Source organism: Variovorax sp. AC194, from assembly GCF_979257995.1.
Genome location: NZ_OZ409823.1, coordinates 3,824,133 through 3,844,095, shown reverse-complemented (window position 1 = coordinate 3,844,095; position 19,963 = coordinate 3,824,133). Strand labels below are relative to the sequence as shown.

At 68.1% G+C, this 19,963-nt stretch carries 22 protein-coding genes; 17 read left to right on the top strand and 5 right to left on the bottom strand.

Annotation, left to right across the window (positions count from 1 at the left end):
- Positions 1-6: 6 nt before the first annotated feature.
- From ACZYRS_RS18270 to ACZYRS_RS18235, 8 genes are all read left to right on the top strand, one after another.
- On the top strand, positions 7-795 hold the full coding sequence (locus ACZYRS_RS18270; RefSeq protein WP_463420383.1) for a BMA_0021/BMA_0022 family TOMM bacteriocin: 789 nt from the start codon (positions 7-9) through the stop codon (positions 793-795).
- Positions 773-1,624, top strand: a complete 852-nt coding sequence (locus ACZYRS_RS18265; protein WP_463420382.1) for a class I SAM-dependent methyltransferase — start codon at positions 773-775, stop codon at positions 1,622-1,624. The genes ACZYRS_RS18270 and ACZYRS_RS18265 overlap by 23 nt, the downstream gene beginning before the upstream one ends.
- Positions 1,614-3,761 carry a TOMM precursor leader peptide-binding protein gene (locus ACZYRS_RS18260; protein ID WP_463420381.1) on the top strand — a complete coding sequence of 716 codons (2,148 nt, stop codon included), beginning with the start codon at positions 1,614-1,616 and terminating at the stop codon, positions 3,759-3,761. The genes ACZYRS_RS18265 and ACZYRS_RS18260 overlap by 11 nt, the downstream gene beginning before the upstream one ends.
- A 26-nt stretch (positions 3,762-3,787) precedes the next feature.
- The gene (locus tag ACZYRS_RS18255) at positions 3,788-4,723 is read left to right on the top strand and encodes an FHA domain-containing protein (protein ID WP_463420380.1); all 936 of its coding nucleotides are present in this window, start codon (positions 3,788-3,790) and stop codon (positions 4,721-4,723) included.
- Positions 4,724-4,861: 138 nt separating this feature from the next.
- Complete coding sequence (locus ACZYRS_RS18250) at positions 4,862-5,521, top strand: hypothetical protein (RefSeq protein ID WP_198783918.1); 660 nt, start codon at positions 4,862-4,864, stop codon at positions 5,519-5,521.
- Positions 5,522-5,606: 85 nt separating this feature from the next.
- On the top strand, positions 5,607-6,185 hold the full coding sequence (locus tag ACZYRS_RS18245) for a tail fiber protein (RefSeq protein ID WP_463420379.1): 579 nt from the start codon (positions 5,607-5,609) through the stop codon (positions 6,183-6,185).
- Positions 6,186-6,195: 10 nt separating this feature from the next.
- Entirely contained in the window at positions 6,196-6,618 is a 423-nt protein-coding gene (locus ACZYRS_RS18240; RefSeq protein ID WP_463420378.1) for a hypothetical protein, read from the top strand.
- A gap of 8 nt (positions 6,619-6,626) precedes the next feature.
- Entirely contained in the window at positions 6,627-6,962 is a 336-nt protein-coding gene (locus ACZYRS_RS18235; protein ID WP_463420377.1) for a hypothetical protein, read from the top strand.
- A gap of 26 nt (positions 6,963-6,988) precedes the next feature.
- Here ACZYRS_RS18235 and ACZYRS_RS18230 read toward each other — a convergent pair whose 3' ends face one another.
- On the bottom strand, positions 6,989-7,195 hold the full coding sequence (locus tag ACZYRS_RS18230; protein ID WP_093432557.1) for a dodecin: 207 nt from the start codon (positions 7,193-7,195) through the stop codon (positions 6,989-6,991).
- Positions 7,196-7,346: 151 nt separating this feature from the next.
- Here ACZYRS_RS18230 and ACZYRS_RS18225 point away from each other — a divergent pair, with 151 nt between their 5' ends.
- The 9 genes from ACZYRS_RS18225 to ACZYRS_RS18185 all read left to right on the top strand — a co-directional run bounded on the left by ACZYRS_RS18225 (position 7,347) and on the right by ACZYRS_RS18185 (position 15,894).
- Positions 7,347-7,544, top strand: a complete 198-nt coding sequence (locus tag ACZYRS_RS18225) for a hypothetical protein (protein ID WP_463420376.1) — start codon at positions 7,347-7,349, stop codon at positions 7,542-7,544.
- A 1-nt stretch (position 7,545) separates the two neighbouring features.
- A complete protein-coding gene (locus ACZYRS_RS18220) occupies positions 7,546-8,046 on the top strand; it encodes a P-loop nucleotide/nucleoside kinase family protein (protein WP_463420375.1) in 501 nt (166 codons plus the stop codon).
- 100 nt (positions 8,047-8,146) lie between these two features.
- Complete coding sequence (locus tag ACZYRS_RS18215) at positions 8,147-9,151, top strand: LLM class flavin-dependent oxidoreductase (RefSeq protein ID WP_463420374.1); 1,005 nt, start codon at positions 8,147-8,149, stop codon at positions 9,149-9,151.
- Between the two features lie 50 nt (positions 9,152-9,201).
- Positions 9,202-10,542 carry an LLM class flavin-dependent oxidoreductase gene (locus ACZYRS_RS18210; RefSeq protein ID WP_463420373.1) on the top strand — a complete coding sequence of 447 codons (1,341 nt, stop codon included), beginning with the start codon at positions 9,202-9,204 and terminating at the stop codon, positions 10,540-10,542.
- Positions 10,542-11,078 carry a GNAT family N-acetyltransferase gene (locus ACZYRS_RS18205; RefSeq protein WP_463420372.1) on the top strand — a complete coding sequence of 179 codons (537 nt, stop codon included), beginning with the start codon at positions 10,542-10,544 and terminating at the stop codon, positions 11,076-11,078. The genes ACZYRS_RS18210 and ACZYRS_RS18205 overlap by 1 nt, the downstream gene beginning before the upstream one ends.
- On the top strand, positions 11,075-12,913 hold the full coding sequence (locus ACZYRS_RS18200; RefSeq protein ID WP_463420371.1) for an amino acid ABC transporter permease/ATP-binding protein: 1,839 nt from the start codon (positions 11,075-11,077) through the stop codon (positions 12,911-12,913). Before ACZYRS_RS18205 ends, ACZYRS_RS18200 begins: the two co-directional genes overlap by 4 nt.
- A 30-nt stretch (positions 12,914-12,943) precedes the next feature.
- Positions 12,944-13,873 carry an ABC transporter substrate-binding protein gene (locus tag ACZYRS_RS18195; protein WP_198783908.1) on the top strand — a complete coding sequence of 310 codons (930 nt, stop codon included), beginning with the start codon at positions 12,944-12,946 and terminating at the stop codon, positions 13,871-13,873.
- 12 nt (positions 13,874-13,885) lie between these two features.
- Positions 13,886-14,827 carry an ABC transporter substrate-binding protein gene (locus ACZYRS_RS18190; RefSeq protein ID WP_463420370.1) on the top strand — a complete coding sequence of 314 codons (942 nt, stop codon included), beginning with the start codon at positions 13,886-13,888 and terminating at the stop codon, positions 14,825-14,827.
- Positions 14,828-14,844: 17 nt separating this feature from the next.
- The gene (locus ACZYRS_RS18185; RefSeq protein ID WP_463420369.1) at positions 14,845-15,894 is read left to right on the top strand and encodes an LLM class flavin-dependent oxidoreductase; all 1,050 of its coding nucleotides are present in this window, start codon (positions 14,845-14,847) and stop codon (positions 15,892-15,894) included.
- A 121-nt stretch (positions 15,895-16,015) separates the two neighbouring features.
- Here the strand turns inward: ACZYRS_RS18185 and ACZYRS_RS18180 are convergent, their stop codons facing one another.
- The 4 genes from ACZYRS_RS18180 to ACZYRS_RS18165 are packed head-to-tail and all read right to left on the bottom strand — an operon-like array spanning position 16,016 to position 19,770.
- Positions 16,016-16,261 carry a hypothetical protein gene (locus tag ACZYRS_RS18180; protein WP_198783905.1) on the bottom strand — a complete coding sequence of 82 codons (246 nt, stop codon included), beginning with the start codon at positions 16,259-16,261 and terminating at the stop codon, positions 16,016-16,018.
- Between the two features lie 31 nt (positions 16,262-16,292).
- Positions 16,293-16,685, bottom strand: a complete 393-nt coding sequence (locus ACZYRS_RS18175; RefSeq protein ID WP_463420368.1) for a hypothetical protein — start codon at positions 16,683-16,685, stop codon at positions 16,293-16,295.
- Between the two features lie 29 nt (positions 16,686-16,714).
- Positions 16,715-18,715 carry an esterase/lipase family protein gene (locus ACZYRS_RS18170; RefSeq protein ID WP_463420367.1) on the bottom strand — a complete coding sequence of 667 codons (2,001 nt, stop codon included), beginning with the start codon at positions 18,713-18,715 and terminating at the stop codon, positions 16,715-16,717.
- Between the two features lie 14 nt (positions 18,716-18,729).
- Entirely contained in the window at positions 18,730-19,770 is a 1,041-nt protein-coding gene (locus tag ACZYRS_RS18165; RefSeq protein ID WP_463420366.1) for an Lnb N-terminal periplasmic domain-containing protein, read from the bottom strand.
- Positions 19,771-19,963 lie beyond the last annotated feature (193 nt).

The following is a 19,963-nucleotide window of genomic DNA, read 5'->3' as shown; positions in this document are numbered from 1 at the left end:
GTCATCATGACCCAGCGCCAAAGTGCCGAGCCGTTGCTCGAATTCCGCCTCGCCTACCTCAGGGCCATCGCGCGATCGTGGCAGGACGATGCGTACCGCCGCGAACTGCTCGACCAGCAAGACATCCAGCCCCTGCTGCACCGCGACTTCGGCCTGCCGACGCTCTGGCCGCAGCTGGACATCAGCCTGCACGTGGACAGCAACCCCGCGATGTGGGCCGAGTGGAAGCCGATGCTCACGGCCGGCTGGATCGGCCCCGACGACGCCTTCGTCATCGTGCTGCCGGAGGCGCCGACGGCGCTCGCGCCCGAGGCGCTCGCGGCCTACTACCAGGTGTTCCCCAACTTCATGGGCTCGGCGGCCGCGTTCGATCCGCCGCCCACGCCGCCCGGACCGGTGCAGGGCGCCTTGCCCACCGGCCTGGGTATTCCGGGCGGCGGCGCGGATTCGCTGCTGGCCTTTGGCGGCGTGGTGCTGCGCGCCATCGCGCTCGCCTGGAAGTCGCCGGAGTTCCTGGCCGAGCTCACGCGCGCGCCGGGCACCGACAAGGCCCCGGTGCTGAGCCAATGGCTGGGCTACAACAACCCGTTCAACTTCGAGATCCGCATGGCCACCAACCCGCAACTCACCTGGGATGCCAAGCGCGGCGCGTGGAACCTGAAGGGGAGCGACGGGGCGCTGATCAAGAACGCCATCCAGCTCAACTACCCGCAGCCGCCGGTGGAAGAGGGCATGCGCGCGATCGCGCTCACCGCCTACAACAACACGGGCAGTGCCTATCCGTTCACCTGCTGAGCCGAAGACCGCGCTGCAAGGCGCCACGGCGACGCTGCTGCTGACGCTGGCCGCGCGCGCCGGTGCGAGCGGTGCAATCCACGATGCCGCGGGGTCGGTGTTCTCCGATCCCGAAGCGGAGCGCATCGCCGCGGCGATGGCGCTCGACCTTGCAGCGTATGCGGGGGATGCGGCGTTCGTGCGGGGCGTGGTCTCGCGGGCCGCGCTGATCGATCGCTTCGCGGCGGAGTTCTTCACGGCGCATCCGCACGGCATCGGCGTCACGCTGGGCGCGGGGCTGTGCACGCGCCGCAGTCGATTGGGCGGGCACAGTGGCGTCGACTGGCTCAACGTCGACCTGCCCGATGCCGTCCGGCTGCGTGAAGCGCATCTGGCGCCCGCCGAACAGGAGCGCAACCTCGCGTGCTCGGTGCTGGACCCCGCGTGGCTCGACGCGGTGGCGTTGCACGGCGATCGTCCCGTGCTGCTGATGCTGGAGGGCGTGTGCCCCTATCTGCCACAGGCGCCGCTGGAGGCCATGCTGCATCGCATGGCCGAGTGGTTCGGCCGGCGTTCGGCGACGTGCGTGCTCGTGATGGACTACGTCCACCCGATCCTCGCGCGCATGCCCGTGCAGGTGGGCGGCATGCACCTGCCGGTGGTGTCGGGGTTCGAGGATTCGGCACGTGTCGCGGCCATCCATCCGTCGATCCGCGTGCGCTCCGAAGACCACCTCTATGCGCAGTTCTCCGAACAGCACCGGCTCTTCGAGACCGACTTCCAGGCGACGACCGGCCAATGGCCCTATACGGTCGCCCGCTTCGCATTGGGATCGCCGCATGACGCGTAGCCCGCCGCCGATGGACCTCTTCACCGACGTCTTCCAGTGGCACGACAGGTACCTGCCGCCGCTGGTGCAGCCGGACGACCTGCTGCTGCTGAGCGAGACCGAACTGCTCTCACTCGGCTCGCCGGGTGTGCTGGCCGTCGAACGCGTGCTGCGCGAAGGCGTGAGCCTGGCTTCGCACTGCCGCACCGAGGGGCCGCCCGCGCTGCTGGCGGAAATGCTGCATGCGCTGGAGGCGCTGGTTCGGCAGGGCCTCGTGAGGCCGGTGCGCGGTGATGGCGCGGCGCGGTATGTCGTTCCGGACTTCTCGTTGCCGGCCACGCGTGTGCGATTGAATGAGCAGGCGGATGTCGTCGTGCTGTCGAAGGCGGTGGACGAAGAAGCGGCCTTGCGCTGGGAGCATGAGGCGGCCGGCTGCGATGCGTTGACGATCGTGTTCTGCGACGACTACCTCGATCCCAGGCTCGGGCAGATCGACGCAAAGCAGCGGGCAGACAAAAGGCCCTGGCTGCTGGTCAAGCCGAGCGGAGAGCAAGCGATGGTCGGGCCGTTGTTCACGCCGCACGAAGCGACGGCATGCTGGCATTGCCTCGCGCACCGCCTGCTGCGGAACCAGCCTGCACGGGCCTGGTGGCAAGCCCGGCATGGCGGCGAAGCCATCGGCGTGCCGGTGCGCGCTGACCGCGAACTCGTCGAGGCACGGTTGAAGGACTTGCTTGCGTTGGCGAAGGGCGCCGTCACACAACGCAGTCAGCAACTGTGGACGCTCGACCCTCTGCAGCCGCATGCCGTCGTGGCGCGGCCCCAATGTCCGCACTGCGGAGACGCCGGGCTCATGGCACGCCTGCAGCGCGAGCCGGTCACGCTCGCGCCATGTCTTGCCAGCGCTCGGCCCGACGGCGGCTGGCGCACGATGCCTGCGTCGGCCACGGTCGCGCGCCTGGCTCCGCACCTCGATCCGCTGTGCGGTGTCATCGCGCGGGTCGTGCCGCTGGGCGCAGAAGTGGAAGACGCGCTGACGGTCTACCGCAGCGAGATCTTCAGGACGCCGGCCGCGCACGGCGCCCCTTCCGCGAACGCGCTCGTGCAGGTGTGCCTCGGCAAGGGCATATCCACCGCGCAGTCGCGTGCGAGCGCGATGTGCGAGGCGATCGAACGGTATGCCGCCTTCCATCAAGGCGATGAAGCCGCCGTCGTCGCGGCACCATCGGCGCTGGACGCGCGTTGCATCCGGGCGCCCGAACTCGCGCGCTTCAGCGAACGTCAGCGCGAAGAGGGGAACAGGCCGCCGCACGCGGTCGCCCCGCAGGCCGCCTCGGCGAACGACACCGCCTGGTGGGCACCGGCGTGGTCGCTGACATCGAACGAGCGTTGCTACCTCCCACTGTCCTACTGCTACGCCAACGCACCTGCAGAGAGCCAACGCCACGCCATATGGACATCGAACGGCTGCGCCGCCGGCAACACGCGCGAGGAGGCCATTCTTCAAGGCTTCCTCGAACTCGTGGAGCGCGATGCCGCGGCCATCTGGTGGTACGGGCGGATTCAAAGGCCGGCCATCGACCTCGGCATCCTGTCCGCCGAAAGCCTCGCGCGGGTCGCACGCGGCCTCGGGCCGTCGTGGCACTACTGGGCTCTCGACATCACCCACGACTTCGGCATTCCGGTGGTGGCCGCCATCGGCCGCCACCGAACGACCGGCGACTGGGCCATCGGCTTCGGCTGCAGTCCGAGTCCCGTGCTGGCCTGCGAACGCGCGCTCACGGAAATGAGCCAGTTGATCGCGGCTGAAAAGAAGTTCGCTGTCCCGCATTCGGACGATGCGAACGGCGCGCCACGTTTTCTCATGCCAGGCGACGCAACGCCGATGCGTCCGGCCGCCTGTGCCGCAGAAGCAGACATCGCGCAGGAGATCGCCCGCTGCGTCGGCATCGCCTCGGCCCTCGGCATGGAGACCGTGGTGCTCGACCACACGCGGCCCGACATCCCGCTGTGCACCGTGAAGGTGGTCGTGCCGGGCCTGTGCCACATCTGGCCCGAACTGGGCAACCCGCGCCTGTACCGCGTGCCGGTCGCCATGGGATGGCGCAGCGCGCCTTTGCAGGAGAGCGACCTCAATCCGCAGGCGCTCTACGTCTGACGCAAGGCAGAAGGAAAAAAGCAACGATGGCCGTCTTCAGGAACAAGCTCGATCAACGCGGCACCGTGCTGCGCCCCCTGCATGCGTTCGGCCGCCGCCCCTCGGCCTGCCAGACGGTGCTGCAGGCGCCGGACATCTCGCAGATCCACGCGCTGGTCCGGTGGAACCGGCAGGCCTGGGAGATCGTCGACCAGAGCCGCAACGGCACCACGCTGAACGGCGAGCGCCTGCCGAACGGCCGCTGGACCGTGCTGCCGCCAGGTGCCGAAGTGCGCCTCGGCCTGGGCGAGGAATCGGTGTGGATCGCCGAGGATCTCGCACCGCCGGTCACCTGTCTTTTTTCGGGCGAAGGGCACGGCATGCCGTTGCCGTTGAGCCTGCGCGAGAACCTGCTGCCGGATGCGAACCGGCCCGAGGCGAACGTCTATTTCCATGAAGGCCAATGGGTGCATGAGCACATCGACGGCATCGATCGCCTGGCCGATGGCGCGATGGTCCGCACCGCCGGCAGCACGTGGGAGTTCGTGCTGTGCGACGACCTGGAATCGACCGCCGTGAACACGATCGCGACGGCATCGCCCCAGCCCGTGGACGTTGCGCTGCACTTCAACGTGAGCCAGAACGAGGAGCACACGAGCCTGAGCCTGGTGACGGGCGGCAGGTCGGTTTCGCTCGGCGAGCGCATCCACCACTACACGCTCGTGACCCTCGCGCGCGTGCGTTCGCAGGACGCGCAACGCGGCCTGGCGCCGCAGAGCCAGGGCTGGATCGCGCTGGACGAACTCTCGCGCATGCTGGGCGTGGAGCCCTCGTACGTGAACATCCAGATCTTTCGCGCGAAGCACCAGATCCTCAATGCGCTGCCCGCGCAGCCGGCCGATGCGCAGCTGGTCGAGCGGCGGCGCGGCGACGTGCGTTTCGGCAGTTTTCCGTTTCTCATCCAGGGCGGTGCGCAGGGCTGAAGGGCTGTGCATTCCGCAGACTGCGGTGGGTGTAATTGCCTGTAATTCCGTTGAGGGCGACGGCTCCCTAGAGTCGGTTCCAGTTCGCAGCCACTGTGGCGCGAACTGTTCAACCAACCACTTCTTCTGGAGAGCGTCATGGGCAAGACTTATTCGATCACCGTCAACAACCGTGCAAGCCATTCGGCATTTTTCATGGTGTTCCAAAACGACCCGACAAGCTGGTCGCCGAACGCCCTGTCGCTCGCCTGGTTCGCCAAGTACTCGAACCCGAGCACGACCGCGCGCGTCAAGTTCGAGTGGTCCGTCGAAACCGGCTTCTCGTGGGCCGAAACGGGCGAACTGAAGCCCGGCATCCAGTTCGCCGCGACCGAACTCTACATTCCGCACAACGGGCTGAACAAGATCACGCTCGACTACAACGGCGCCTACCAGTTCATCGACCCGGCCGCGGGTGCGGACAAGGACCGTTACTACCTGGCCGAGACCAAGAGCATCCCGCTCAAGTCGCAAGCCGCCGTCGGCGTGACCATGTCGGGCAGCACCGTGTATGCGGTGCAGGCGCGTCCCAACCAGAACCTGACCTTCTCGCCGCACCCCGAGTACTTCATCGCCTACGGCGACTACGTCGAGGGCGACGTGATCGACGTCAGCAGCGTCAACAATCCGCTGCGCCTGGCGTACCCCACCGGCGTCTACGCGCTGACCACGACGCTCAATGTCGACGGCACGTGGGACAACCCCACCACGCTGGCCCAGGCCAACCAGAAGCGCCTGCAGCTGCTCGAAGCGGCCTGAGCCCCCCAGCCTGTCACACCCACCGGCCCGAAGCGCGACGGCGGTTGCCGCAGTTCGCCCAGGGCCGGGCTGAAAGGACTTCGACATGTTCGATGCATGCCTCATCGGCAGCGTCTGCGGCTTTGCCGGACAGGTGAACCCCGTTTCGGGCGACGCCAACAACATCTGGAAAAACACCGCATGCACGAGCCAGAACTCGGTGACCGCGCCCCGGCGCGACGACATCCCGATCAGCTACCTCGAGCAGCAGGGCTGGATGCTGTGCGACGGACGCAAGCTCAAGGCGAGCGCGTACCCGGAGCTGTTCGCCGCGCTGGGCTACCTGTACGGCGGCGCGAGCGAAGACTTCTGCATTCCCGATTACCGGGGCCTGTTCCTGCGCGGCAACGATGCCGGCTCGGGCATGGACCCGGATGCGGCGGCGCGCATCGGCCCCACGGGCAGCGGCACCGTCAACGGCGTGGGCTCCTACCAGTGCGATGCCATGCAGACGCACACCCACACCTACAAGGCCGTCACGCTGGCCGCGGTGTCGCAGAGCGGCAATGCGGCGGGGCAGTCCTCGGGCGACCTGGAGACCACGGTGCCGAACAAGCCCGCGCGCCTCACCTCGGAGACGCGGCCGAAGAACCTGTCGATCAACTACATCATCAAATTTCGCTGAGGGCGACATCATGAAAAGAACGAACCAACTTGCCTTGCTGTGCGCCGCGGCGCTGGCCTTCCTGAGCGGTTGCCAGGGCCTCGCGTCGGCGCCCGAAGCCGCCCTCGTCGATGCGCAGTGCGTCGTCACGCCGGCCGGCTACCAGCACATCTTCGCGCGCCATTGCACCGCGTCGTCGGGCGCGAGCCAGCTGCTGCCGCAGTACTGCACCAACGCGGCCGCGGCGCAGAACTTCTGCCGGATGGTGCAAGGCGCGGTCAACAAGACCCGCGTGGTCCAGCCCGACAACCGCATCCGCTACGACGCCAACCTCGGCCAGGTGGTCGGCACGGCCGGCGAGAAATGCGGCCGCCTCATCATCGAGGGCGCGGCCAACGGCACGGTGGTCACGGAGTTTCCGGAACTCGCCGGCGCACCCGGCAATTGCCAATAGCATCCGGCATGCGTCGAATCATCCAGGTGCCCGAAGGCGTCGGGCCCGACATGCCGGGCCTGCACAGCCTCCCGATGGAAGAGACCGTCTGGGAGGACGGCTATTCGCTGGTCATCGACGAGCTGGACAGCGGCACGCTGCAGACCTTCTGGAAGCACTACTACGGCGCCTCCGCCGAGATGGTGATCGCCGGGCGCGAGGTGGCCGTGTTCCGCAAGGAGATCATGGCGGTCGCGCCGGCCTGCTCGGGCAAGCCGGCGGTGTTCGAGTTCCTGCTGGCGCTTTCGCGCATGTGCGCGCGGGCGCACCGCGAGAACCACAGCCTGCACGTGATCGCGGACTGAGGCCGGAGCGCAAGGCCGGGTGCGCGCTACTCCAGCGTGAACCCGATCTTCACCGTCACCTGCCAGTGCGCGATCTTGCCGTCCACGACATGGCCGCGCGTCTCGGTGACGGTGAACCACTGGATGTTGCGCACCGTCTCGTGGGCCTTGGCGATGGCGGTCTGCACCGCATCCTCGATGCCGACGGGCGACGAGCCGGTCAGCTCGAGGGACTTGTAGACGTGGTTGGACATGTCTCTGCTCCTTGTAAATTGGCGTAGGGGCATCGTAGTCACGGCGTGCCGCGGCGGGGGGGATTTTCTGCATCATGTAACTCGCAATCCTTCTTTGAGAAAGGCCAGTGCTTGCGCAGAATCGCCCCCAGCGTTCACCCGGAAGTTGTCCATGCCACAGCGCAGTCCCTATGTATCTCCGGCGGCCCAGGCCCGCCACGTTCTCGCGCTGACCACCGCAGCGTGGCGCATCGCGCCGTCTTCTCCGCACGAGGTGGCGCGGCGTGCGCCGCATGGCTATGTGCCGATCCGCGCCCTGCGGCGTTTCCACGCGGCAACGGCCCTGGCCTTGCTGCCGCACTCATGGTGAGATGCTGATCGTCTTCTCCGGCTTGCCCGGCTCGGGCAAGACCACCGTCGCACGCGAACTCGCGGTTCGGCTTTCGGCCGTCTATCTGCGCATCGATGCCATCGAGCAGGCGTTGGTGTCGGCGAAGGTGCTGGCCGGGGAAGTCGGCCCCGCAGGCTACGAGGTCGCCTATGCGCTTGCCCGCTCCAACCTTGCGCTCGGCCTCACGGTAGTGGCCGATTGCGTCAACCCATTGCCGGTCACGCGCGAGGCGTGGCGCGAGGTCGCGGCGAGCACCTCGTCGCGCGTGCTGGAGGTCGAGATCGTCTGTTCGGATGCGGCGGAACACCGTCGGCGCGTGGAACTGCGCGCGCCCGACATTCCGGGCCACGTGCTGCCCGATTGGGCGTCGGTGCTGCGGCACGACTACGCGCCATGGACCACGGATCGCCTCGTCGTCGACACGGCCACCGTCGACGTAGCCGATGCGGTGCAGCGGATCGCGGCAGCAGCCCGCCCCTGAACAATATGCAGATATCGATAGAGGAAATCAGCGCAAGCGGTGCGCGCGATGCCCAAGAGAATTCGCAGCAATTCTTTCAAGGGCGTCATCGCTGCACACCGTGTCCTATTCGCTGTCCCTCCTCGACAAGAGCCTGATTCCCGAAGGCGCCGACGCCGCCCAGGCGTTCCAGCACACGATCGCGCTGGCCCAGAGCGCCGAGCGCCTGGGCTATCGCCGCTACTGGCTCGCGGAGCACCACGGCAACCGCGGCTATGCGGGCTCGGCGCCCGAAGTGCTGGCCTCGCATGTGCTCGCGAAAACCTCGCGCATTCGCGTGGGCACCGGCGGCGTCATGCTTCAGCACTACAGCCCGTTCAAGGTCGCGGAAACCTTCCGTGTGCTCGCGTCGCTCGCGCCGGGCCGCGTGGACCTGGGCGTCGGCAAGGCGCCCGGCGGGCTGCCGCTCACCAGCAAGGCGCTGCAGTGGTTGCACGATCCGGTGAAGCAGAAAGAAGACTTCGCGCTTCGCCTCGCCGAGCTCGATGCATTCCTGCACGACGGTGTCGCCGCGGACCATGCGCTGGCCGGTGCGCTCGCCACGCCGAACCCTCCGCAGTTGCCGCAGCGCGTGCTGCTCGGCGGCACGCCGGAGAGCGCGGCGCTCGCGGCGCGCCTGGGCTGGGCGTTCGTCTACGCGGGCCATTTCAATGGCGACCCGGTGAACATCGGGCAATCCATCGAGGCCTACCGCTCGGCCACCGGCCGCGCGCCCTTGCTCGCGCTCTTCGCCTTCGCGGCCGAGACGCACGAGAAGGCGGCCGAACTCGTCGGCGCGCTGCGCAGCTTCAAGGTGCATCTGCCGAGTGGGCAGAGCGTGAACCTCGGGAGCCTCGAAGCCGCCGCCGAGTTTGCGCGGCAGGCCGGCGTGACCGACTACCGCACCGAAGAACGGCGTCCGCATGTGATCGCAGGCACGGCCGACGAGGTGCGCGACGCGCTCGATGCGCTGAGCGAGCGCTACGGCATCGAGGAGTTCGTCATCGACATTCCCGTGGCCGGTTTTGCCGAGCGCGCCACCGCCGTCGAGCTGCTGGCCCAGGCGCGCGAGCCCGCGCTGGCCTGAGCGCCTTCACCTTTTCCCCTTTTTTTCCACCTCGAGAAGAACACATCGCGATGAGCAACATCAAGTTCGGCGTCATGCTGCAAGGGGCCGGCAGCCACATGAATTCATGGAAGCACCCGGGCGGTCCGGCCGATGCCAGCGTGAACCTCGACTTCTTCGTGCGCACCGCGAAGAAAGCCGAAGACAACGGCATCGCCTTCGCCTTCGTGGCGGACGGGCTCTACATCAACGAGAAGTCGATCCCGCACTTTCTCAACCGCTTCGAGCCGATCTCGATCCTGTCGGCGCTCGCGACGGTCACCTCGAAGATCGGCCTGGCGGGCACGGTCTCCAGCTCGTACAGCGACCCGTTCACCGTGGCGCGCCAGTTCGCATCGCTCGACCTGATCAGCGGCGGGCGCGCGGGCTGGAACGTGGTGACCACGCCGCTGGAAGGCAGCGCGAAGAACTACAGCCGCGTGCATCCCGAGCATGCGCTGCGCTACGAGATCGCCGACGAATACCTCGCGATCACGCAGGGCCTGTGGGACAGCTGGGACGACGACGCCTTCACGCGCAACCGCGAGAGCGGCCAGTTCTTCGACCGCGAGAAGCTGCACGCGCTGGACCACAAGGGGCGTTTCTTCCAGGTGGCGGGGCCGCTGAACATCCAGCGTTCGCCGCAGGGGCAGCCGGTGATCTTCCAGGCCGGCTCGTCGGACGCGGGCGTGGGCCTCGCGGGCAAGTACGCGGATGCGGTGTTCACCCATTCGCCTTCCATCGAGGAAACGCGCACCTTTCTCAAGCAGGTGAAGGCCAGCGCGGTGGCGCAGGGCCGGCAGGCCGACGACGTGAAGATTTTTCCCGGCATCGGCCCCGTCGTTGCGGCCACAGAGGAAGAGGCCGAGGCCAAGTACCGCGCGATCCGCGAACTGCTGACCATCGAAGAGGCATTGGCGTACCTGGGCCGCTTCTTCGATCACCACGATTTCAGCCAGTACCCGCTGGACGAGGCCTTCCCCGAGCTGGGCGAGATCGGCCGCAACAGCTTTCGCTCGACCACCGACCGCATCAAGGCCAAGGCGAAGGCCGGCGGCCAGACGCTGCGCGAGGTGGCGCTCGAAGTCGCCACGCCGCGCACGCAGTTCGTGGGCACGGGCGAGCGCATTGCCGACGAGATCATCCGCTGGGTGGACGAGGGCGCGGCCGACGGTTTCATCCTCGGCTTCCCGGTGCTGGGGCAGGGGCTGGACGACTTCATCGAGTTCGTCGTGCCCGTGCTGGTGGCGCGTGGCCGCTACCAGCGCGAACTGCCCGGGCAGACGCTGCGCGACCATCTCGGCCTGCCACGCAAGGCGAGCCGCCATGCGGCGGCGGACAACGCCATCGACACCGCGCGAAAGGCCGCGTGATGAGCGAGCAGTTCGTCTACACCACGCCGCTCGATCCGCGCGCCCAGCCGCTGCTGGAAGGCCTGAGCTTCGAGTACGACAGCCGCTACGGCGACGTGCTGCGCGAGCCCGGCGCGCCGCGAGAAATCGACCGCTATCCGCCCGAGGTGTTCGCACCGCCGCACGGCAACTTCGTGCTGCTGCTGCGGGACGGCATCGCCATCGGCGGCGGCGCCTTCATGCGGCATGACGAACGCACCGCCGAACTCAAGCGCGTGTGGACGCGCACCGACCTGCGCCGGCAAGGCCTTGCGAGCAAGGTGCTGCTGGAGCTGGAGGCACTGGTACGGCGCCAGGGCTACGAGCGCATCTATCTCACGACCGGCTTTCGACAGCCCGAGGCTGTGGGCCTGTACCGCGGCCATGGCTACACCGCGCTGTTCGAGGAAGCGGTGGACCCTGAGACGCCGCGCAAGCTGCCGTTCGAAAAGCACCTCGTGCTGCCGCGTCACCATGGCCAGCCCGCTGCGTCCCTGAGCGAGGCGGCGCAGCGATGAACACGACCACCATCCTCGACGTCGGCCCCGAGCCGCGCAACCCGGCGCCGGCTCGCCCCGTGGCCCGGCCCGAGCCTTCGGCGCCGCACCAGGCCGCGCCCGCCAAAGGCGACTACTCGCACTTCCGCGTGGTGCCGGCCAAGTACCCGGCGCGCACGGTGGGCACCGTGTTCGCGGTGCTGCTCATCGGCATCGTGCTGCATTCGGTACTGACCAATCCGCGCTGGGGATGGAGCGTTTTCGCGCAGTGGTTCTTCGCCGAGCCGGTGCTCGCCGGGCTCGGCCGCACGCTGCTGCTGACGGCGCTGGGCGCGGTCTTCGGCTTCGTGCTGGGCACGGGCCTGGCGCTTGCGCGGGTCTCGCGTTCGCCGCTGCTGGCGCGGATGTCGTGGGTGTTCACCTGGCTCTTCCGCTCGGTGCCGATCATCGTGCTGCTGCTGATCATCAACAACCTGGGCTATCTCTACGAGACGGTGGCGCTGGGCATTCCGGGCACCGACATCACCTTCTTCTCGTACCCGACCACGCAGCTGATCAGCCCGTTCGTCGCGGCGCTGCTGGGCCTCACGCTGAACCAGGCGGCCTTCGCTTCGGAGATCGTGCGCGGCGGCATTCTTTCGGTGGAGCAGGGGCAACTCGAAGCGGCGGCGGCGCTGGGGCTTTCGCGCAGGCGGCAGGCCTTTCGCATCGTGCTGCCGCAGGCGATGCGGACCATCCTGCCCACGGCCTTCAACGACATCATCGGCCTGGCCAAGGGCACGTCGAACCTCTACATCCTCGCGCTGCCCGAGCTGTTCTACACGATCCAGATCATCTACCGGCGCAACCTGGAGGTGATTCCGCTCCTGATGGTGGCCACGGTGTGGTACCTGGTGATCCTCACGGTGCTGTCGGTCGCGCAGCACTACATCGAGCGGCATTTCTCGCGCGGCGCGCTGCGCAACCCGCCGCGCTCGCGGCTGGCCGGCGTGGCGCGCGGGCTGTGGCGTTCGAAGGCGCCGGCAGCGGCCGAAGCCGTGGTGTCTTCGCCGCCCGCACCGGTGCTGGTACCGCGCTGGACCGACCCGCTCACGCTGGGCGGCGAGGTCACGATCCATGGCGTGTCCAAGAGCTTCGGCGCGCTCAAGGTGCTCGACGACGTGACGCTCACCGTGCCGCAAGGCAGCGTGACGGTGATCCTCGGGCAGTCGGGCTCGGGCAAGTCGACGCTGCTGCGTTCCATCAACCACCTGGAGCGCGTGGACGACGGCTTCATCGCGATCGACGGCGAACTCATCGGCTACCGGCGCGACGAAGACACGCTGTACGAGCTGCACGAGAAGGAGATCCTGCGGCGCCGCGTCGACGTCGGCATGGTGTTCCAGAACTTCAACCTGTTCCCGCACCTGACGGTGCTGGAGAACATCGTGGAGGCGCCGGTGTCGGTGCGCGGCCTGGCGCGCGAGGAGGCCCAGGCGCTGGCGTCGGAACTGCTCGTGCGCGTGGGCCTGGGCGACAAGACGCATGCCTATCCGCGCCAGCTCTCGGGCGGCCAGCAGCAGCGCGTGGCCATTGCCCGCGCGCTCGCGCTCAAGCCCAAGGTGCTGCTGTTCGACGAGCCCACCTCCGCGCTCGACCCCGAGCTGGTGGCCGAGGTGCTGGCCGTCATCAAGGAGCTCGCGCGCTCGGGCACCACGCTGGTCATCGTGACGCACGAGATCGGCTTTGCCCGCGAGGTGGCCGACACCATCGTCTTCATGGAGCAGGGCCGCATCCTGGAGACCGGCACGCCCGACAAGGTGTTCAACGCGCCCTCGCATCCGCGCACGGCCGAGTTCCTGGCCAAGGTGCTCTGACCCATTTTTCCCCTGACTGAAATCCCTCCCATGATCCATCGCAAGAACCTCCTCTCCGCGCTCCTGGGCGCCGCCATGCTGCTGCTGCTTCCCTTGGCGGCCTCGGCGCAGCCCGCCACCGACCTGAGCCCCGAGCAGGCCGGCCGGCCGCGCGCGCAGAAGCTGGACGAGGCCATCAGGCTCGCCAAGGATTTCAAGTTCCAGAAGGAGGGCGTTCTCGTCGTCGGCACCACCACCGGACGGCTGCCGTTCGCCGCGTATGCGACCGACACCAAGACGCCCGTGGGCAACGCGCCCGACATCGCGCAACTCGTGGCCGACAGCCTCGGGCGCAAGCTCGAACTCGTCTCCACGGCGTGGGCCGACTGGCCGCTGGGCCTTCAGTCGGGCAAGTTCGATGTGGTGGTGTCCAACGTCACGGTGACCGAGGAGCGCAAGGAGAAGTTCGATTTCTCCACCTACCGCAACGACCAGCTGGGCATCTACGTGAAGTCCGACAGCAAGCTGGGGGCGATCAAGGAGCCCAAGGACATCGCGGGCCTGAAGCTCATCGTGGCGGCCAGCACGAACCAGGAGCAGATCCTCCTGCGCTGGAACAAGCAGAACGTGGCGGCGGGCCTGAAGCCCGTGGAGATCCAGTACTACGACGACGATGTGGTGCAGCGCCTGGCGCTGCAGTCGGGCCGCGCCGATGCGTATGTCGGCCCCAACGCCATCGCGGCCTACGAGGCGCGCGACGGCAAGACGCGGCTCGCGGGCCTGGTCTCTGGCGGCTGGCCGCTGAACGCGGAGATTGCGGTGACTTCGCGCAAGGGCTCGGGCATCGCCGAGGCCATCACGGTTTCGCTGAACGCGCAGATCAAGAACGGCAACTACGCGAAGGCGCTCTCGCGCTGGAGTCTGGGCTCCGAGGCGATCGAGGTGGCGCGCACCAACCCGCCCGGCCTGCCGAAGAACTGAGGCCGCGCCACCATGTCTTTCAGAAGCAAAGCCGGCGCAGCATTGCTCGCCTTCGGTTTCATCGCGATGACGACGGTGATGGCGACGGCACACGCCGCCGACAAGTTCGACTTCAGCCCCGAGCAGAAGGGCCGCCTGCACACGGGCAAGGACGCGGAGGCGGTCAACGCCATTCCGCCCAGCTTCAAGTTCGTGAAGGAGGGCGTGCTGACCATCGCGATCGCGCCGTTCGCGCCGCCCATCTCCACCTACGCTACCGATGCGAAGACCGTCGTCGGCTTCGATCCCGATTTCGCGCTCCTCATCGCCGAATCGCTGGGCCTGAAGCTCGAGCTGCAGCCCGTCGCATGGCCCGACTGGCCGCTGGGCCTGGCCTCGGGCAAGTACGACGCGGTGATCTCCAACGTGGGCGTGACCGAGCAGCGCAAGGAGAAGTTCGACTTCTCGACCTACCGCCTCGGCCTGCACGGCTTCTACGTGCGCACGGACAGCGCCATCAAGTCCATCAAGGAGCCGAAGGACGTGGCGGGCCTGAAGCTCACGACCGGCGCGGGCACGAACCAGGAACGCATCCTGCTCGAATGGGACCGGCAGAACGTGGCCGCGGGCCTGAAGCCGATCGCGATCCAGTACTACGACGACGATGTGACGCGCTGGCTGGCGGTGACCACCAAGCGCGTCGATGCCAACTTCAACCCCAACGCGCCGCAGGCCTACGAGGCCGCCAAGAACGGGCAGCTGCGGCTGGTCGGCACGGTGAACGCGGGCTGGCCGCTGAAGTCCGACGTGGCGATTGCCACGCGCAAGGGCAGCGGCCTGGCGACAGCGTTGAGCGTCGCGGCCAACAACCTGATCCGCAACGGCACCTACGGCAAGGCGCTCGCGCGCTGGAGCCTGGCGGAAGAGGCGCTGCCGAAGTCCGAGATCAATCCACCCGGCCTGCCCAAGTTCTGAACAAGAGGGGCGACGCCATGGCGATCCATCACATCGGTTTTCTCACGCCCGGCAACTACGCCGAGGCGAATCCGCTGGCCGGTCTCGAGGCGGCGCTTGCGCTCTTCGAGTTCGGCGAGCGGCGCGGCTTCGACAGTGCCTGGGTGCGACAGCGCCACCTGGAGCGCGGCGTGTCGTCGGCCACGACCATCCTGGCGGCCGCGACGCAGCGCACGCACCGCATCGAACTGGGCGCCGCGGTGATCCAGATGGGCTATGAAAACCCGTTTCGCCTCGCCGAAGACCTGGCCACCGTCGACGTGCTTTCGCGCGGCCGGCTGCAGGTGGGCCTGAGCGCGGGCGTGCCGCCGCACGGCGCGCTGCTGGGCAGCCGCTTCTACGACGCGGCGCCCAACACCATCGACTTCACGCACAAGCGCGTGGCGCGCCTGAGGGCCAACCTCGAAGACGTGCTGCTCGGCGACGACGATACCTTCGTCGAATCGGCCGGCGGGCGCGTGCGACCGCGCGTGCAGCCCTATGCGCCCGGGCTGGCCGACCGGCTCTGGTACGGCGGCGGATCGCTGCGCTCGGCCGAATGGGCGGGGCGCAACGGCTTCAACCTGCTCCTGGGCAACGTGCTCTCGGGCGAGCACACGGACGATTTCCTGCAGGCGCAGTCGGCGCTCATCGAACGCTACCGCGCGAGCGAAGCCGGGCCGCGCGCGGGACGGGTGGCGCTGGGCCGCGTGATCGTGCCGCTCGACGGCGCCGATACGGCCACGCGACGGCGCTACCGCGAGTTCGCTGCGGGCCGCATCGAGCGCACGCTGGCGCCGCAGGGCGAGCGGCGCACGCTTTTCGCGATGGACCTGGTGGGCACGTCCGACGAAATCCTGGCGCGATTGCGCAAGGACCCCGTGCTGCCGCAGGTGAGCGAGCTGCGCGTGGAGCTGCCCTACAACTTCGCGAGCGAGGAGTACGCGCAGATCCTGGACGACATCGCGCGCCGCATCGCACCGGAGCTGGGGTGGCGATCGCCGGTTGCGGCAACTGCTGCGCGCGAAGAAACACTGGAGCCCGGATAACAAACCGGGAAGGCCGGACTGGATGAGTTCGAGGTGAGTCGGAGTCGGGTTGTCTTCCTGCCAGCCTGATGGACGACTTTTAACGGGCCTTCGGGCCCGTTTTTTTGGATGCGCCGCAGCTTCAGTCGTGGTCGATGAACACGCCCGCGCACAGCGCGATGCCGACGACGTAGAGCAGCCAGGTCCACGGGACCGCATAGGGGTAGAGCATCAACGCCACGCCGAGCCACTTGCTGCGCCGGCGGCCGGAGCGCTTGCCCCACCGGTAGGCCGCGATGCCCGCGAGGCCGAACAGCACGGCGCCGAAGATGTAGGCCGGGCTCGGCAGCGTGATGCCGAGCGACTGCAATGCTTGCAAGTTGTCCATGGGGCGCTATTAACGCACGCCAGTATTACGTTCACCGTGCCCGCAACGGACCGAAGAAACCGGTGATCTTGAGGATGCGGCTGCCGTCTTGCGAGAACTCTACGTAGTCGAAGCCATCCATCTCCAGGCCATAGGCCGTGCCATCGACCTCCAGCGGCGCCGGCGATTTCAGGAGCCACGCGAAACGGCCGACCGCATGGTGCACGTCCAGCTGGCTGGCCGGCACGATGAAGGCGCCGGGATAGCGTGCGCGGAAGTCGAGGATGACGGCGGCCAGTTCCTCGGGGCCGGTGGCGGTCGGGGTGATCGGGTCGGTGTAGGTGCTGGCGGGTGTCCAGCACAGCGCGAGCGCCTCGCGGATGTCCCGTTCGGTGGCCTGGGCCCATGCGGAAGAATAGTTTTGAACGGTGGCTGAATGGGTCACTGGGTTTCCTCGTCTTGCTTCATCGCGTTTCATGGTGAGCAGGGCGGCCCTTCGGCCGCGCCCACGCCAGGAAGCTTGACAGGGGTGTCCTGACAACGTGGTGTCAGCAGCAACTGCTCCCGGAGGATTCGCCGTATCTCCAGGATCGCCAGCGGGTTCTCCTGCACGCTGTGCGCCGACGCGAGCACCAGCTCGGACGCCGCGCCCTCCAGGTGCGCGCTCTCGTAGGGCACGATGCCGTCGCTCGACAGCGCCTGCACGACACCGGGCGTGTCGTTGCCGATGATCGAGTGGAAGCGCACGCGCGGGTTCATCGGCAGGCCCGAGGACATCTGCACGAAGGCGTCGCGGTCGCTCAGGTTGTCGATGCTGTTGGGAATGCGCAGCGGCCCGATGTCCTGCTTGCCGGGCGCGATGCGCATGAGCTCGCGCGAGATGTCGTTCAACTGACCCAGCATCGCCACCGGCAGCGTGATGAGGTTGGCCACCCAGCGCGCCACGCGGTTGTTGGCGAACGGCGTGCCGCGGTGCGGCGAGGCGATGAAGATCGCATCGCTCACCTGCGGCAGCGGCTCGAAGCGCAGGTAGGGCGCAAGCCGCTGCTCGATGCGCTGCTGCTGCGCGCCCTGCATGGGGTAGCTGGTGAGGAGCGCGTCCCACAGCTTGTCGCCCGACGAGGACACCAGGAGGCGCGAGAGCACGCCGCCCATGCTGTGCCCGATCAGCGTGATGTTGCGCGAGGCCTCGGCCTGGCCTGTCGGATCGAAGTGCGCCAGCGTCTCGGTGATGGCCTGGCGGATCGCGAAGTTGTTGATCGGCAGCGGCGCGTTCGTCGGGTAGTAGACCTGCCAGATCTGGTAGCGGCGGCGCAGCGTTTCGTCGCCCAGCACCTCGTTGGCCACGTTGATCCACGCCTCTGGGCTGCTCGCCAGGCCGTGCAGCATGATGACCGTGCGCCGGTTCGGGTCATAGGGCTGCATGAGGTAGATGCGCGGCCGGGTGAGCCCGTCGGCGCTGCCGAACAGGCTCCGCAGCGCCTGCCGCGCGAAGTCCGAGCGCGCGAGCCAGAGGCCGTAGCCGGAGGTGAAGTTGGCCGCGAGCGGAATGTCCTGCTCCGCGAGGCGCGTGGTCGAGGTGCGGTAGGGGTCGAACACCACGATGCGCGCGGTGTGCGTGGCGAGCACCGCGCGCAGGTCCGCGCCCTCGAAGCGCAGCAGCGCGGTGAGGCCGGGGAAGGGCATTTCGCTGTAGGACGGGGTGTCGTCTTCGGCCGTGGTGGTCGCAGTGGTCGCAGTGGTCGCAGGGTGGGGCGCGACAGCCGGCTGGTTGGTCGCCACCACCAGCTCGGCGCCGAAGCCGTCGCGCCGGTAGGTGTTGCGAAGGCCCGAGAAGGTGAGCGAGGCGGCGGGAATCAGCTCCTGCGGCACCGGGTCGCCGGGGCGCAGCTCGAGCGCGGAGAGGTCGACGTCGATGCGCCAGTCGCCCACCTGCGGCACGCGCGGCAGCGCGTTGTCGTCGGGGCGGCCGTCCTGGCGGTAGCGCCGGAAGAGGCCCGTGATGGCTTGCTGCACCGCGTAGTTGTAGTAGTCGCGCACCTGCGTCTGGCGGTCTTCGAAGGCCCGGTCGCGCGGCTTGCGCGTGGTGAAGAAGAGGTACGCGTAGGCATGGCGCGCGCTCTCCAGCCATGCCTCGATGGCCTCGGGCGCAGCGGGGCCGGCGCCTGTGCCGCCGTTTTTGCCGGCCGCGAGCGCCACCTGCAGCCAGACCTCCGAGAGCGCGGACAGGCGCTGCTCGTCGGTGATGCCGGACGAGTCGGCCAGCGACTGGCGGCAGGCCTGGCCGTTCTTGCGGCACAGATCGGCGTCCGAGCCGATCACGCGCAGCACCTCCTGCGCCGAGGTGCTCAGCTTGCCGGTGGTGAGCACGTCCCCGCGGCGTTGCGCGAGGTATTCGGCCGGCGAGATCGAGCCGACGGTGACGCCCGCGCAGCCGGTCAGCAGCGCGGCGCACAGCAAAGCTGGCAGTGCCATGAAGCGCGAAAACATCATGGCCTGGCCCCGGCATCCACCGCCATTTCGACACCGGGCAAGTCGTTCCGGATGGCTTGCGAGAAGCTTTCCGTGCCGGGGTGGGTGTCGTAGGCGCGCGCACGCTCGGTGATGCGACCGGCCGCGCGAAGTTCTTCCATGTCCAGGCGCGGCGTCAGGGCGCCGACGTCGTGCAGGTACTCGGGCAGGTAGCCCGAAGCCAGCAGCCGCCAGTCCATCGGCAGGCCGGGCACGACATGCTTGGCGAGCGCGTAGACGATGGTCGTGCAGTTGGCGGTGAGCGTGTTGTAGAAGCTCGGCGCCTGCACCAGCGCCGCGCCTTCGCCGAGGTAGCCGAGGAACAGCGAACGCATCTCCGGTTGCGGCAGGCGCACGCGGTACATGTAGACGTCTTCGCCGCGCACGTTGGTGCGCACGCGCAGGATGTCGTGCTCGTCCGCCGCGACGAGGCTGGTCTCGAACTGCTTGAAGAAGCCGCCGATGGACGAGAAGCTCTCGCCGCGCTCCTTGCGGATCTCGATGGAGAAGGTGACGAACTGGCCGTCGTCGAAGCCGAATGAGACGAGCGTGTGCGCGATGGCCGGGCCGCTCCAGTACGAGAGCGACACATCGACCGAGCGCAGACGGTCGAGGTCGTAGCGGCGGGTTTCCCAGCGCGGGGTGTAGTCGGTGTCGGTGCGCCAGTCGAAGTTGCGCACGTTCTGCATCGTGACCTTGTTCCCCTCGACGCGCGCGATGAGCTGCCGCGCCACGTCGTCGGACCAGGCGCGGTTTTGCGACGGCAGGATGGTGCCCCACCAGGCCAGCACCATGGCGAAGCCCACGGCATACGAGAGCAGGGCGCGCGCGGCCGTGCCGCGCCACAGCAGCGCGATCGCCGCGAGGCCGAAGCCGGCCCAGAGCACGCCGGCCGCGATCTTGACGGCCGGTGTTGCCGGCAGCTGGTACCACAGGGCCGCGCAGGCCCACGCGGCCGAGAGCAGCACGGCGAGCGACGCGACGAGGCGGCCGGAGATACGCAGGAACGTTCGGATCATGGAGAGGAGAAGGAAAGGGAAGACTTGCAACGAATTCATTACGCGGAAGCGCGCAACGCGACGCCGGAGCTTACGACGCGCCGGTGCCTTGCAGGGCTTCTGGTCTCCACCGGTAACGGGTAAGCGCGCTGTCAGAAAGCGCACACAGAGTGATCTGGCGCCCCCCCGGTGTGCCGCCCGTCCGCAGGCGAAT